This is a genomic window from Mycobacterium kansasii ATCC 12478, assembly GCF_000157895.3.
Taxonomy (GTDB): Bacteria; Actinomycetota; Actinomycetes; order Mycobacteriales; family Mycobacteriaceae; genus Mycobacterium; species Mycobacterium kansasii.
The window spans coordinates 4,640,841-4,655,361 of the sequence record NC_022663.1 but is presented as its reverse complement, the minus strand read 5'-3'; the positions used below and the strand labels follow the sequence as shown (position 1 = coordinate 4,655,361).

General features: G+C 68.9%; 14 protein-coding genes. 6 read left to right on the top strand and 8 right to left on the bottom strand.

Annotation, left to right across the window (positions count from 1 at the left end):
* Positions 1–5: 5 nt before the first annotated feature.
* Positions 6–1,430, top strand: coding sequence for an FAD-dependent oxidoreductase (locus tag MKAN_RS20290; RefSeq protein WP_036391136.1), 1,425 nt, complete (start codon positions 6–8; stop codon positions 1,428–1,430).
* Here the strand turns inward: MKAN_RS20290 and manA are convergent.
* From manA to MKAN_RS20270, 4 genes are all read right to left on the bottom strand, one after another.
* Positions 1,414–2,640, bottom strand: coding sequence for a mannose-6-phosphate isomerase, class I (gene manA, locus MKAN_RS20285; protein ID WP_023371545.1), 1,227 nt, complete (start codon positions 2,638–2,640; stop codon positions 1,414–1,416). The two genes, MKAN_RS20290 and manA, sit on opposite strands and share 17 nt — an antisense overlap.
* A 7-nt stretch (positions 2,641–2,647) precedes the next feature.
* The gene (locus tag MKAN_RS20280; RefSeq protein WP_023371543.1) at positions 2,648–3,748 is read right to left on the bottom strand and encodes a hypothetical protein; all 1,101 of its coding nucleotides are present in this window, start codon (positions 3,746–3,748) and stop codon (positions 2,648–2,650) included.
* Positions 3,745–5,139 carry a phosphomannomutase/phosphoglucomutase gene (locus MKAN_RS20275; protein ID WP_023371540.1) on the bottom strand — a complete coding sequence of 465 codons (1,395 nt, stop codon included), beginning with the start codon at positions 5,137–5,139 and terminating at the stop codon, positions 3,745–3,747. The genes MKAN_RS20280 and MKAN_RS20275 overlap by 4 nt, the downstream gene beginning before the upstream one ends.
* Before the next feature lie 129 nt (positions 5,140–5,268).
* A complete protein-coding gene (locus MKAN_RS20270) occupies positions 5,269–5,739 on the bottom strand; it encodes a DUF3499 domain-containing protein (RefSeq protein WP_181024844.1) in 471 nt (156 codons plus the stop codon).
* Positions 5,740–5,804: 65 nt separating this feature from the next.
* Here MKAN_RS20270 and MKAN_RS20265 point away from each other — a divergent pair, with 65 nt between their 5' ends.
* Positions 5,805–6,338 (top strand): metallopeptidase family protein, encoded by a 534-nt coding sequence (locus MKAN_RS20265; protein ID WP_023371535.1) that lies wholly within the window; start codon positions 5,805–5,807, stop codon positions 6,336–6,338.
* 36 nt (positions 6,339–6,374) lie between these two features.
* Here MKAN_RS20265 and MKAN_RS20260 read toward each other — a convergent pair whose 3' ends face one another.
* Positions 6,375–6,722 (bottom strand): WhiB family transcriptional regulator, encoded by a 348-nt coding sequence (locus tag MKAN_RS20260; RefSeq protein WP_036391130.1) that lies wholly within the window; start codon positions 6,720–6,722, stop codon positions 6,375–6,377.
* Positions 6,723–7,107: 385 nt separating this feature from the next.
* Here MKAN_RS20260 and cofD point away from each other — a divergent pair, with 385 nt between their 5' ends.
* The 4 genes from cofD to MKAN_RS20240 are packed head-to-tail and all read left to right on the top strand — an operon-like array spanning position 7,108 to position 11,553.
* Positions 7,108–8,097, top strand: coding sequence for a 2-phospho-L-lactate transferase (cofD, locus tag MKAN_RS20255; RefSeq protein WP_023371531.1), 990 nt, complete (start codon positions 7,108–7,110; stop codon positions 8,095–8,097).
* On the top strand, positions 8,094–9,434 hold the full coding sequence (locus MKAN_RS20250) for a coenzyme F420-0:L-glutamate ligase (protein WP_023371529.1): 1,341 nt from the start codon (positions 8,094–8,096) through the stop codon (positions 9,432–9,434). The genes cofD and MKAN_RS20250 overlap by 4 nt, the downstream gene beginning before the upstream one ends.
* Positions 9,431–11,008, top strand: a complete 1,578-nt coding sequence (locus tag MKAN_RS20245; protein WP_023371527.1) for an Eco57I restriction-modification methylase domain-containing protein — start codon at positions 9,431–9,433, stop codon at positions 11,006–11,008. Before MKAN_RS20250 ends, MKAN_RS20245 begins: the two co-directional genes overlap by 4 nt.
* The gene (locus MKAN_RS20240; RefSeq protein WP_023371525.1) at positions 11,005–11,553 is read left to right on the top strand and encodes an NUDIX hydrolase; all 549 of its coding nucleotides are present in this window, start codon (positions 11,005–11,007) and stop codon (positions 11,551–11,553) included. Before MKAN_RS20245 ends, MKAN_RS20240 begins: the two co-directional genes overlap by 4 nt.
* Positions 11,554–11,613: 60 nt before the next feature.
* On the opposite strand, the gene manB is transcribed toward MKAN_RS20240, so the two are convergent.
* From manB to rfbD, 3 genes are read right to left on the bottom strand one after another with little or no spacing between them, the layout of a single operon-like run.
* Positions 11,614–12,693: a mannose-1-phosphate guanylyltransferase gene (gene manB, locus MKAN_RS20235; protein WP_023371523.1), complete on the bottom strand. Its 1,080-nt coding sequence runs from the start codon at positions 12,691–12,693 to the stop codon at positions 11,614–11,616.
* A gap of 1 nt (position 12,694) precedes the next feature.
* Positions 12,695–13,585 carry a glycosyltransferase family 2 protein gene (locus MKAN_RS20230; protein ID WP_023371521.1) on the bottom strand — a complete coding sequence of 297 codons (891 nt, stop codon included), beginning with the start codon at positions 13,583–13,585 and terminating at the stop codon, positions 12,695–12,697.
* Positions 13,578–14,492: a dTDP-4-dehydrorhamnose reductase gene (rfbD, locus tag MKAN_RS20225; RefSeq protein ID WP_023371519.1), complete on the bottom strand. Its 915-nt coding sequence runs from the start codon at positions 14,490–14,492 to the stop codon at positions 13,578–13,580. Before rfbD ends, MKAN_RS20230 begins: the two co-directional genes overlap by 8 nt.
* Positions 14,493–14,521: the final 29 nt, after the last annotated feature.

Genomic DNA, 14,521 nt, shown 5'->3' with positions numbered 1-14,521 from the left:
CGGGAATGCGGGGGAGCATAGCCAGAACGGTCAACACCAGAGACCACGCCGTCGTCATCGGGGCCAGCATCGCTGGCTTGTGCGCGGCGCGCGTGCTGTCCGATTTTTTCGGCCGGGTGACGGTTTTCGAGCGCGACGAGCTGCCGAGCGCACCGGCCAACCGCGCCACGGTTCCCCAGGACCGCCACCTGCACATGCTGATGGCCCGCGGCGCAGACGAATTCGAGAGCCTCTTCCCGGGCCTACTGGCCGACATGGTCGCCGCCGGGGTGCCCATGCTGGAGAATCGGCCGGACTGCATCTACTTCGGCGCCGCGGGCCATGTCCTGGGGACCGGGCACACCTTGCGCAGAGAGTTCACCGCCTATGTGCCCAGCCGGCCGCATCTGGAATGGCAGCTGCGACGGCGGGTGCTCGGCATCGACAACGTCGAGATCGTACGGCGACTGGTCACCGAGCCACGCTTCGAGCCCGCCCGGCAGCGGGTGACCGGGGTGCTGCTGGCTCCCCGTGAAGACGGTGCCGGCGGCGATCCCGAGTTCCGGGCCGCCGACCTTGTCGTCGACGCGGAGGGGCGGGGTACCCGGCTACCGGTGTGGTTGGCGCAGTGGGGGTTTCAGCGCCCGGCCGAGGAAACCGTGGACATCGGCATCAACTACGCCAGCCACCAGTTCCGCATCCCCGACGGGCTGCTGCGGGAGAAGGTCGTGGTCGCCGGTGCCTCACATGACCAGTCGCTGGGGCTGGGCATGCTCTGTTACGAGGACGGCACCTGGGTGCTCACCACCTTCGGGGTGGCCCACGCCAAGCCGCCGTCGACCTTCGCCGACATGCGTGCGCTTGCCGACCGGCTGCTGCCGGCCCGATTCACGGACGCGCTGGCGCAGGCCGAACCCCTCGGCGGCCCGGTGTTCCACGCATTCCCGGCCAGCAGGTGGCGCCGCTACGACAAGCTGGAGCAGTTCCCGGCGGGCATCATCCCGTTCGGTGACGCCGTGGCCAGCTTCAACCCCACCTTCGGGCAGGGCATGACGATGACGTCGCTGCAGGCCGGCAATCTGCGCCGGGCGCTGCAATCTCCCACGAAAAGCCTCGTCGCCGAATTCACCCGGCTCACCCGCAAGACGACGTATCCGGTGTGGATGATGAACGCCATCGGCGACATCACCTTCCACCACGGCGTCACCGGCCCGGTCCCGTGGTGGTGGCGGCCATCTGGTGCGTTGTTCGACCAATTCCTCGGCGCTGCCGAAACGAATCCCGTTCTCGCCGAATGGTTTTTACGCCGGTTCTCGCTGCTTGACAGCCTGTACATGATTCCGCCGCCGCGGATCGTCGGCCGGACCATCGCCCACAACCTGCGGCTATGGCTCGACGAGCGCCGGCAAGCCGTCGCTAATCGCCGGCAAGCCGTCACAGCCCTACGGTAGCCCGGAACAGTTTCGTGGGCTCGTGCGCGAGAAGCCGAATCGGGCCGTCTTCAGCGGCCACCCAGGCAGCCATCCCCTGCTTGAGCGTCAACGACTTCGACTTGCCGTGGACCATGGTCGAACCCTCGGTGCACAACAAGATCTGCGGGCCCTCATGACTCGAGGGTGCATCGATCTCGTGGCCCAGCTGATCTGCGCCGAGCGCCAGCAACGCGACCGCGAACTCCTCGGCCGGCGTGTCGTAAACCAGCTCCAGCCCGTCGCGCCGGATCGGCGGCCGCAGTGCCGACTCCGCGGTCGGGGCGAAGTCCAGAACCCGCAGCAGTTCCGGCACATCGACGTGCTTGGGAGTGAGACCCCCTCGTAATACGTTGTCGGAGTTGGCCATTACCTCGAGCGCGAAACCACGCAGATAGGTGTGCAAGTTGCCGGCCGGCAGGAATATCGCCTCACCCGGCGACAAGCTGATCCGGTTGAGCAACAACGCCGCGAGCACCCCGGCGTCGCCGGGATAACGCTCGCCCAGCTCCAACACCGTCTTGACTTCCGCGGCGAATTCCGTCGCGCCGGAGCTGACGTAGTGAATAGCGCCCTCCAGCACGGCGGGCACCAGCACGTCGATGTCGGGCTGCGGCGCGGTGATCCAGGTGGTGAACAGCGCACGCAGGCCGTCGGCGTCGGACTGGTCGCTGAGCAAGTCGATGAACGGGTCGAGGTCGGACACCGCCAGCGCCTGCAGGAGCTCGCGGGTGCGGGCGGCCTGACGGAAGCCGGCCAGCGCCTCGAACGGCTGCAACGCCACCAGCAACTCGGGCTTGTGACTGGTGTCGCGGTAGTTGCGCACCGGCGAAGCCACCGGAATGCCCAGCCGTTCTTCCCGTAGATAACCCTCGATAGCCTGCTCGGCGCTGGGGTGGGCCTGCAGGGACAACGGCTCGTCGGCGGCCAGGACCTTCACCAGGAACGGCAGCACATCGCCGAATCGGGTGCGTGACCCGTGACCGAGCTGTCCCTCCGGATCGGCGCTCAGTGCTTCCAGCAACGAGGTCTCGCCGTTGTCGGTTTCCAGCCAGGCGGGGTCACCCGGGTGCGCACCAAACCAGAGTTCGGCTTCCGGGTGGGCGGCCGGCACCGGCCGCCCGGTGAACTCGGCGATAGCGGTACGCGATCCCCAGGCGTATGTCCGTAACGCTCCGCGTAGCAATTCCACCGTGTATCTATCCCCGCGCCAGTCGCAAATACACCGCGGCCATCTCCAGCCGAACGGCCAATATTGCCAGTTGCTGTTCGGGACGTTGCGCGTCGGCCGGTATGAGCAGGCCATCCGATCCGGCCACACCGGGGTCCTGCGTCGCGTCCTCCGCGGTGACCAGGTAGATGTCGTCGAGCCCGGCGATCCGGGCTCCGACCACCGTTCGCTCCCCGGCCAGCGTCAGCGCCAGCACCCGCATCCGCTCAGGCAGCGGGCCGTCGATCTGCTCGTCGTGAAACAAGGTATCCCCCGAATAACCGGCAGCACCGGCGGCAACGCCGGCCCGCAGCGCCACCACCGCGTCGGCCAGCCAGGCGGCCGCGGCTACCTGCTGCGCGATCCGCAGCAGCACCGAGCTGCCGTGGCGGGCCAGGGCCAGGGTGGCGGAGTTGTCACCGGTCAGCGCAACCCGGCGTCCCGATACTCGCGCGGCAAGCGTCTTGGCCGGGTTGGTGAACACCTCGCGGCCGGCACTGTTGTGCAGCGCCTCGGCATCGAGCTCGTCGGCCAACGACGCCAGGTCGACCTGCAGCCTGGGGTCCACGGTGCTCAGCGCGGCCAGGCCCGCGGCCAGGTAGCGGCACAACCCGAATTCGTCGGGAACCCGTAGTCGTGGTTCCAGCACCGCGACCCGACCGGCCGTGGAGTCGCGCAAGGCACCCGCATAGGGGGCCACGACGACCACCCGCGCGCCTCGGCGCACCCCGGTCGCGGCCGCTGCGACCAGTGCGGGATCACCGGGGTCGTCGCCGGCGACAATGAGCACGTCAAGCGGACCCACCCAGGGCGGTGCCTCCCTGGCGAGTGCGATCGGTTCGGCGGCCGCAGCCGCCAGCGTCGAGACCAGCATCGCCCCGGCCGTCTCGGCGGGACCCCGCCCGCCCACCCAGATCACCGTTCGGGGCCGGTCGCCGCCGCGCAGTAAGTCCAGTTCACCTTCGTCGTGTGCGGCGGCAATGGCCCGCACCTGCGCGCCGGCGGTCGACGCGGCCCGCAACAGGCCGTCGCGGTCGGCGGCGATCAGGCCGTCGGCGTCTTCGAGATCGACCGACTGGACGGCGCTCACGGTCCCGCCTCTGCCGGCAGCTGGGCCACGATTTCGCCGCTGACCTGCTGCACCACCGCATCGACATCCTCGGTGGTGCGGGCCTCCACGTTGAGCCGCAGCAGCGGCTCGGTGTTGGAGCTGCGCAGGTTGAACCAGCTGCCGTCGCCCAGGTCCACCGTGACCCCGTCGAGGTGGTCGATGGACTGGACCCGGTTGCCGAACGACTTCAGTACCGCCTCCACGCATGCCTCGGCGTCGGCCACCCTGAAGTTGATCTCACCGGACGATTCGTAGCGCTGGTAGTCCGCGGTCAGCTCGGACAACGGCCGGTCCTGCTCGCCGAGGGCAGCCAGCACGTACAGTGCGGCCAGCATCCCCGAATCGGCGCCCCAGAAGTCGCGGAAGTAGTAGTGGGCCGAGTGTTCGCCGCCGAAGATCGCGCCGGTGTCGGCCATCAGCGCCTTGATATAGGAGTGTCCGACTCGCGAGCGCAGCGGCGTGCCGCCGCGCTCGACGACCAGCTCGGGCACCGCGCGCGAGGTGATCACGTTGTGGATCACGGTGGCGCCGATCTCCCGGCCGAGCTCGCGCGCTGCCACCAGGCTGGTCACCGTTGACGGCGACACGGGGTGGCCGGTCTCGTCGACCACGAAGCAGCGGTCGGCGTCTCCGTCGAAGGCCAGGCCGAGATCGGCGCCGGTGTCGCGCACATACGTCTGCAGATCCACCAGGTTGGCCGGGTCGAGCGGGTTGGCCTCGTGATTGGGAAACGAGCCGTCGAGCTCGAAGTACAAGGGCAGCAAGGTAATCGAGCCGATCGGGCCGAGCACGGCCGGCGCGGTGTGGCCGGCCATCCCGTTGCCGGCGTCCACGGCCACCCGCAGCGGCCGCAGGTCGGTGGTATTGACCAGCGATCGCAGGAATTTCCCGTAGTCGTCCAGCACATCCTGGTCGGTGCGCGTTCCGGCCGGCCCGTCGTAGGCGGGCACGCCATCGATGAGATCGTCCCGGATGGCGATGAGTCCGGTGTCCGCGCCCACCGGTTTGGCACCGGCCCGGCACAGCTTGATGCCGTTGTATGCGGCGGGGTTGTGGCTGGCGGTGAACATCGCGCCGGGGCAGTCCAGCAGTCCCGAAGCGAAATAGAGCTGATCGGTCGACGCCAAACCGATACGCACCACGTCGAGGCCCTGTCCGGTCACCCCGTCGGCAAACGCGGCGGCCAGCGACGGCGAACTGTCGCGCATGTCGTGGCCGATCACCACCTGCCGCGCGCCCTCGGCGTGCATCAACCGGGCGAAGGCCGCGCCGATATCGGCGGTCAGCGACTCATCGATCTCTTCCCCTACCAACCCGCGCACGTCATAAGCCTTGATAACACGATTGATAACCGCGGCGGGCCAAGACATGGCGGGGCTCCTGACGACTTGGTTTTCTTCGTCCCTTGGCCGCCAGCCTATCGGCCCGACGAAGTCGCCGACGGCATCGGTCCGGACCGGAGCCGAACCGGCTACGGGAAGCGGCCGGGCCAGTCGGGACTAGTCGGGGGGATCGGGCAACACGCGCAGGTGTCCACGGCGACGTCCATTGCGATGTTCGGGCGGCGCCAACACGCCACCACTGGGGGCCTTGGCATGAACACCGGCATGAACACCGGCGTGGTGGACCACGGGATCGGGGAAGCCATCGTGCGACGAGCCGTTTCTGCCGGGGTGGGCCACCGAATAGGCGCCGGCAGCGACGGGGCCGCCCTCGCGCACCGCGTCGGCCAGCGCAACCAGATCGTCCTCATCGGGATTGGTAGGTAGCGGCCCGGCGTGGCGCACGAGTTCCCACCCGCGCGGCGCGGTGATGCGGCCGGCGTGGCTGACGCACAGATCCCAGGAGTGCGGTTCACGTGCGGTGGCGAGCGGACCCACGACCGCCGTCGAGTCCGAGTAGACGAACGTCAACGTTGCCACTGCATAATGCGGACACCCGGGCCGGCAGCAGCGACGGGGTACGTTCACGACCGAAAGGCTATCGTGCGGAAACGCCGCCGAAGCGGCGGACACGCGCATCCGTTCCGGGCGCGATGTGCAACCGTTACCATCGGCGCGTGACCGATTCCCGCGGCTACCCCCGCAGCGGCCGGCCGGGTGGCAGATCCGCGGCGGCGCGCCGGGTGCGGCGCCGGGGCCACGAGTGGCGTGGCCCGCTGCTGCCGCCGACGGTGCCGGGGTGGCGCAGCCGGTCCGAGCGGTTCGACATGGCGGTGCTGGAAGCCTACGAACCCATCGAGCGCCGCTGGCAGGACCGGGTGTCCGAATTGGACGTCGCGGTGGACGAGATCCCGCGCATATCGGCCAAGGATCCCGAGAGCGTGCAGTGGCCGCCCGAAGTCATCGCCGACGGGCCGATCCCGCTTGCCCGGCTGATACCGGCAGGAGTCGACGTCCGCGGCAATGCCACGCGAGCACGAATTGTTTTGTTCCGCAAGCCAATTGAGCGACGGGCGAAGGACACTCTGGAGCTTGGCGAGTTGTTGCACGAAATCTTGGTGGCCCAGGTGGCCAGCTATCTGGATGTCGAGCCCTCGGTCGTCGACCCGACGATCGACGACGAGTGAGCGGCGGGCCGCCCCCAGATCCCGATCAGATCTCGATCAGATGATGCCGCGCTTGAGGCGACGACGCTCGCGCTCGGACAGGCCACCCCAGATGCCGAAACGCTCGTCGTGAGCCAGCGCGTATTCCAGGCACTCGTGGCGCACCTCGCAGCCGAGGCAGATCTTCTTTGCCTCGCGGGTCGAGCCGCCCTTCTCCGGAAAGAACGCCTCGGGATCCGTTTGGGCACAAAGGGCGCGGTCCTGCCACTGGTCGGCGGGCGGCTCGACGGGAGCCGGCGCCGGCTGGGGCTCGAACGCGTCGGGAACCAAACTCAAGTGCGGTCGGGCAATCTCCATCGATGGCACTGTCGCCGAGCCGGCAGCGGTGTGCGGTGCGCCTGCCATCACACCCCTAAGGTGCTCATAGGACATGCCGCCGCCTCCTCACCTGATAGATCGTGAAATGGTTTGCCACTGTTTTGATGTGCAGTTAACCCAATTCGAACTAGTGATCGAATCTCGGTCTGCGACACCGAAACCGGCCGGCCAACCGGGAAATGACACTGATGTGATTAGACACGCATTGGGCAGCCGGGTCAAGCATTCCGGCGCATTTCCATACCATCTCGTGATCAAATTTCCGCGATTCTGTTTCGGTTCGATGTACGGCGTGTCTAGTGCACTTTGTCACAATCCCGTCAGGGGCCCGTCACAATCCCGTCAGGGGCCGGCGTGAAAGCGCGGTAACCCCGCCCTGATCCCCCGTCCCCGGCGGGTACTGTCCTGCGGTGTGAAGGTCACCGTTCTCGTGGGGGGAGTCGGCGGCGCCCGCTTTCTGTTGGGGGTCCAGCAGTTGCTCGGCCTGGGACAGTTTGCCATACCGGGACACGACCCATGTCACGAATTGACCGCGGTGGTCAACATCGGTGACGATGCCTGGATTCACGGGCTGCGGGTCTGCCCGGACCTGGACACCTGCATGTACACCCTGGGCGGCGGTGTCGATCCGCAGCGGGGCTGGGGTCATCGCGACGAAACCTGGCACGCCAAAGAGGAACTCGCGCACTACGGCGTGCAGCCGGACTGGTTCCAGCTCGGCGACCGGGATCTGGCCACGCACCTGGTGCGCACTCAGATGCTGCGGGCCGGCTACCCACTGTCGCAGATCACCGCGGCGCTGTGTGACCGCTGGCAACCGGGGGCGAGGTTGCTCCCGGTCAGCGATGACCGTTGCGAGACCCACGTGGTGATCACCGACCCGGAAACCCGATCCCAGCGTGCCATCCACTTCCAGGAGTGGTGGGTGCGTTACCGCGCCCAGGTGCCGACCCACAGCTTCGCCTTCATCGGCTCTGAAACAGCTAGTGCCACAACAGAAGTGGTGAACGCCATCGCGGAGGCTGACGTCGTCATGCTGGCTCCGTCCAACCCGGTGGTCAGCATCGGCGCTATCCTGGCGGTCCCCGGCATCCGTGCCGCGCTGCGGGCCACCCCCGCGCCGATCGTCGGCTACTCGCCGATCATCGGAGGAAAACCGTTGCGCGGCATGGCCGATGCGTGTCTCTCGGTAATCGGGGTGGATTCCACCGCGGCGGCGGTGGGCCGGCACTACGGCTCGCGCACCACCACCGGCATACTCGACTGCTGGCTGATCGCCGAGGGCGATCAGGCCGATATCGACGGCGTGCTGGTGCGATCGATACCGCTGTTGATGAGCGACCCGAACGCAACCGCGGAGATGGTGAGCGCCGGGCTGGAGCTTGCGGGCGTGGCGGCGTGAGCGAGCACGGCACCGGATCGCCCATCGAAATCCTGCCTGTCACCGGGCTTCCCGAATTCCGCCCCGGCGATGACCTGGGCGCGGCGATCGCGGCCGCCGCGCCGTGGCTGTGCGACGACGACGTCGTTGTGGTCACCAGCAAGGTGGTGTCCAAGTGCGAGGGCCGGCTGGTGCCGGCGCCGGAGTCCGAGGAGGCGCGAGATCGGCTGCGTCGCAAGCTGATCGACGACGAAGCGGTACGAGTACTGGCCCGCAAGGGCAAGACCTTGATCACCGAGAACCGGCTCGGGCTGGTGCAGGCCGCCGCCGGGGTGGACGGATCCAACGTCAACCGGAATGAATTGGCGCTGCTGCCCGTCGATCCCGACGCCAGTGCCGCGGCCCTGCGCGCCGGGCTGCGCGAACGCCTCGGTGTCACCGTGGCGGTGGTGGTCACCGACACCATGGGCCGCGCCTGGCGCTGCGGCCAGATCGACGCCGCGGTCGGCGCCGCCGGTCTGGCGGTGTTGCATAACTATGCGGGCGCGCTGGACCGGCACGGCAACGAATTGGTTGTCACCGAGATCGCGGTCGCCGACGAGATCGCCGCCGCCGCCGACCTGGTCAAGGGCAAGTTGACGGCGCTGCCGGTGGCCGTGGTCCGCGGGCTGCCGGTGCGTGACGACGGTTCCACGGCGCGGCGGTTGGTGCGGCCGGGCGCCGAGGACCTGTTCTGGCTCGGCACCGCCGAAGCCATCGAGCTGGGGCGCCGACAGGCCCAGCTGTTGCGCAGGTCGGTTCGCCGCTTCAACGCCGAGCCGGTGCCGCCGGAGCTCGTCGAGTCCGCGGTCGCCGAGGCGCTCACCGCGCCGGCCCCGCACCACACCCGGCCGGTGCGCTTCGTATGGTTGCAGACGCCGGCGGTGCGCGCCCGGCTGCTCGACCGGATGAAAGACAAGTGGCGCTCCGATCTGGCCGGCGACGGCAAGCCGGCCGATGCCGTCGAACGCCGCGTGGCGCGCGGCCAAATACTTTACGACGCACCCGAAGTCGTCATCCCGATGCTGGTGCCGGAGGGTGCCCACGCCTACCCCGACGCGGCGCGCGGCCACGCCGAGCACACCATGTTCACCGTCGCGGTGGGAGCCGCGGTGCAAGCCCTACTGGTTGCCCTGGCGGTGCGTGGGCTGGGCAGTTGCTGGATCGGCTCGACGATCTTCGCCGCCGATCTGGTGCGGGCGGAGTTGCAACTGCCCGCCGACTGGGAGCCGTTGGGCGCCATCGCGATTGGCTACCCGTCGGAGCCGCCAGGGCCGCGTGAGCCGGTGCCGGCCGGGGATCTGCTGGTCCGCAGATGACGACGTTCGCGGGCAAGGCCGCGGCGTCGGCTGAGAAGGTTCGCGGCGGCTACTACACGCCGCCGGCGGTGGCCCGGTTCCTGGCCCGCTGGGTCTGCGAGGCCGGCCCGCGAATCTTGGAGCCCTCCTGCGGCGACGGCCGGATTCTGCGCGAACTCGCCGCCCTGACCTCCCAGGCGCACGGTGTGGAACTCGTCGCGGCCGAGGCCGGCAAGTCGCGGGAATTCGCGTGCGTCGACGTCGACAACTTTTTCACCTGGCTGCACACGGCGCGGCCCGGCAGCTGGGATGGCATCGCCGGCAACCCGCCCTACATCCGCTTCGGCAACTGGGCATCCGATCAACGAGAACCCGCCCTGGAACTGATGCGAAGCGCGGGCCTGCGCCCGACGAAGTTGACCAATGCCTGGGTCCCTTTTGTCGTCGCGAGCACCACCCTGGTGCGCGAGGGCGGACGGGTGGGCCTGGTGGTTCCGGCGGAATTGCTCCAAGTCGGCTACGCGGCACAGCTACGGGACTTCCTGGTGAGCCACTACCGCGAGATCACCGTGGTGACCTTCGAGCGTTTGGTGTTCGACGGCGTCCTGCAGGAAGTCGTGCTGTTCTGCGGTGTCGTCGGCGCCGGCCCGGCGCGGGTACGCACGGTCAACCTCGCCGATGCCGGCGGGCTCGGGGCCGCGAGCCTCACCGGCGAGACCGCTCCAGCGCTGCTTCACGAAAAAGAGAAGTGGACCACCTATTTCCTCGATCCACCTCAGATCGAGCTGTTACGGGCACTGCGCCGGTCCGGGACCATGGTCAGGCTCCGCGACCTGGCGCAGGTGGACGTGGGCATCGTGACCGGACGCAACAGCTTCTTCACCTTCACCGACGCCGAGGCGGGTGCCCTGGGGCTGCGGCAGCACTGCGTTGCGCTGGTCTCCCGCAGTGCCCAGCTCAGCGGACTGGTCTACGACGAAGACTGCCGGGCAAGCGACGTCGCCGCCGGGCACCGAACCTGGCTGCTAAACGCTCCCACTACCCCGGCCGATGCCGCTGTTGCCGCCCACATTGCCGCCGGCGAGGCCGCCGGAGTTCAGCTGGGCTACAAGTGCTCCATCCGCACGCCGTGGTGGCGCACGCCGTCGCTGTGGATTCCGGACCTGTTCATGCTGCGCCAGATCCACCACGCGCCGCGCCTGACCGTCAATGCGGCCGCGGCGACGAGCACCGATACCGTGCATCGGGTGCGGGTCGACCCCACCGTCGATCCGGCAAGGCTTGCCGCCGCCTTCCACAACAGCGTGACGTTCGCGTTCGCCGAGATCATGGGCCGCAGTTACGGCGGTGGCGTGTTGGAACTCGAGCCGGGTGAGGCCGAGCTGTTGCCGGTCCCGCCGCCGGCGTACACGAGCACCGAACTTGCCCGAGACGTCGATCTGCTCCTGAAAGCGAACGAGATGGAGAAGGCCCTCGACATCGTGGATCGTCATGTCCTGATCGAGCGGCTCGGTCTGTCGGCCGACCTGGTCGCGAGCTGCCGGGCGGCCTGGTCCACCCTTAGCGGTCGCCGACGCAACCGGGGGTCGCGTTGACCATCCGGGATTCGGTGATCGCCACCCTCACCGACTGGCAGGCTCCCGATCCGGGCCAGGACTCGCTGCGGCATGCCGTCCTGGCGTTCGTGCATGCCCGGGCCGACGCGTGCCGGCGCGAGTGCGAAGCCGGCCACATCACCGCCTCGACACTGGTGCTGGATGCCAGCGGCACTCAGGTGCTGCTGTGCCTGCACCGCCGGTTCGGTCGTTGGGTGCAGCTGGGCGGCCACTGCGAGGAAGCCGACCGCGACGTCGTCGCCGCGGCGCTGCGCGAGGCGACCGAGGAATCCGGCATCTCCGGTTTGCGGCTGGCACCCGAACTCGTCGCGGTGCACGTGCATCCGGTCACCTGCTCGTTGGGAGTGCCGACGCGTCACCTGGATCTGCAGTTCGTCGCGCATGCGCCGGCCGGGGCGCAGATCGCGATCAGCGAGGAGTCCGCGGACCTGCGGTGGTGGCCGGCCGAGGAGTTACCGCCCGGAGCCGACCACGCGCTGGCGTACCTGGTGACTCAAGCAACCCAAGCGACCCGCCGAGCGTGACGCCAGCGTCACGTTCGGCGTCGAGCGTGGCAACAGCGTCACGTTGGAGGTGAAAGGGACTCAGACGTCGGACGAGTAGCGGATGCCGCCGTCGGGAATGGAGACCCCGGGCCACACCCGGGCGCCACGCAGCAGTTCGCAGCGCGCGCCGATGTCGGCGCCGTCGCCGATCACGCCGTCGCGGATCAGCGCCCGCGGTCCGATGCGGGCGCCGAAGCCGATGATCGATCGCTCGATCACACTGCCGGCCTCGACCTTGACGCCGTCGAAGATGACCGCGCCGTCCAGCCGGGCGCCGGGGCCGATCTCGGCGCCGCGCCCGACGACCGTGCCGCCGATCAGCAGCGCCCCGGGCGAGATCGCCGCGCCGTCGTGCACCAGCTGCTCACCGCGATGGCCGTGCAGGGCCGGTGAGGGAGCGATACCGCGAACCAAGTCAGCGGACCCGCGCACGAAATCTTCCGGTGTCCCCATGTCGCGCCAGTATGTGGCGTCGACATAGCCGCAAATCCTGACGTCGGAGTCGGCGAGCAACGCCGGAAAGACCTCGCGTTCCACCGAGACCTCGCGGCCCCGGGGAATCCGGTCGATGATCTCGCGCTTGAACACATAGCAGCCGGCATTGATCTGGTCGGTGGGCGGATCCTCGGTCTTCTCGAGAAAGGCGGTGACCCGGCCGTCGGCGTCGGTGGGTACACAGCCGAAGGCCCTCGGGTCACCCACCCGAACCAGGTGCAGGGTGACGTCGGCCTGGTTGGTGTCGTGGAATTCCAGCAGTTGGTTCAGGTCGGCCCCGGAGAGGACGTCGCCGTTGAACACCATCACGGTGTCGTAACGCAGCTTGTCAGCCACATTGGCGATGCCGCCGCCGGTGCCCAACGGGTTCTCTTCGGTCACATAGTCGATCTGCAGGCCCAGCTTGGACCCGTCGCCGAATTCGGCTTCGAACACCTCCGCCCGGTACGACGTGCTCAGGATGACGTGTTCGATTCCCGCCGCGGCGATGCGCGACAGCAGATGAGTGAGAAACGGCAGCCCGGCGGTCGGGAGCATGGGTTTTGGGGCGGACAACGTCAGCGGCCGCAGCCTGGTGCCCTTGCCGCCGACCAGGATCACCGCATCGACTTGCCGAACTGCCAACTCAGTGCCGCCCTTCTACTAGTTTCCGGCGCGAACTGCGCACCATCAGACGAGAACGCACCGCCAGTGATCCCCGCAGCGTCCAGCGCAGCGGCGCACGCCACCAGCCGCCATGCCGATCCGCCAGGAATATGTATGTGCTTTGGTGATGCGCCGCCAGATGCGTCGCCGGGTCGCGCCCGGTCGAGTGGCCCTTGTGATGCAGGACCTCGGCGGAGGGCACATAGACGCTGAGCCAGCCGGCCTTGCCGAGCCGGTCGCCGAGATCGACGTCCTCCATGTACATGAAGTAGCGCTCGTCGAACCCGCCCACCTGGGCGAAGGCCGAGCGTCGCAGCAACAAACACGACCCCGACAGCCAACCGACCGCCCGTTCACTGGGCTCCAGGTGCTCCTGGCGGTAGGCCTTCGTCCACCTGTTACCCGGCCATACCGGTCCGAGCACCGCGTGCATGCCGCCGCGGATCAGGCTGGGCAGGTGGCGTGCCGACGGGTACACCGACCCGTCGGGATCGCGGATCAGCGGACCCAGAGCGCCGGCGCGGGGCCAGCGCTCGGCGGCCCCCAGCAGGGCGTCGATGCTGCCCGGCCCCCATTGCACATCCGGGTTGGCCACGATCACCCAGTCGTCCAGCCAGTCCTCACCAAGCCGGTCGAGCTGGGAAACGGTGAAGTTCACCGCGGTTCCGTAGCCGAGATTGCCTCCCGTCGGCAGCAGCCGCACGTTGGGGTAGCGCTCGACGGCGGCCTGGGGTGTTCCGTCGGTGGAGCCGTTGTCGGCCAGCAACACCCTGACCGGACGCTCGGTGGCCAGCGACAACGACGCCAGGAACCGCTCCAGGTGAGGGCCCGGCGAATAGGTCACCGCGACGACCGGCAAGACGTCAGTCACGCGTAGAGGGTAACGGTCGCTGCGCGGGATGTCCCGGGGCTGCGCCGCAAGCTGCCGCCAGCGCCGCGGCCAGCGCGCTGCGCCAGGGCCGCAGCGGGGTCAAGCCGGCCGCGGCCCAGGCCCGGCCACCTAACGCCGAGTAGCTCGGCCGCGGCGCGGGCCGCGGGAACTGGGCACTGCTGACCGGGCGCACCCGCCGGGGGTCGGCGCCGCATTCTTCGAACACCGCGCAAGCTTGGGCGAACCGGGAGACCGCACCTTCGTTGGCGGCGTGTAACACACCTCCGGGTACGCCGGCGCCGGCCACTTCCAGCAACGCGGCGGCCAGGTCGGCCACATAGGTCGGTGATCCGGTCTGGTCGCTGACCACGTCGATCGGGCCGTCACCGGCGGCCAGCCGGCGCATGACGGCCACGAAGTCCGTGCCGTCCCCGCCGGTGTATACCCACGCGGTGCGCACCACGACGGCCTGCGGCAACGCCGCCAGCACCGCTTGTTCACCGGCGAGCTTGCTGCGGGCATACACACTCTGGGGCGCGGTTGCGTCGCCGGGCTCGTAGGGATGCGGCTGCGCGCCGTTGAAGTCACCGTTGAACACGTAGTCGGTCGAGACGTGGATCAGCCGGGCACCGACACGCGCGCAGGCCCGCGCCAGGTGTTCCGGGCCGCTGGCGTTGACGGCGTAGGCGCGGGCCTCGTCGCTTTCGGCGGCGTCGACGTCGGTGTAGGCGGCGCAATTGAGCACGACATCGCCGGTTTGGATGATCGCGCCCGCGGCGCCCGGGTCGGTGATGTCCCACTGCGACGACGTCTGGGCCAGCACCTCACGGCCCGCGCGAGCCGCCTGCGCAGCCGCAACGCGGCCCAGCTGCCCGCCCGCACCGGTGATCACGATCCTGCCCGACATGCGTTCGAGTCTGGCACGCCGACCCGGGC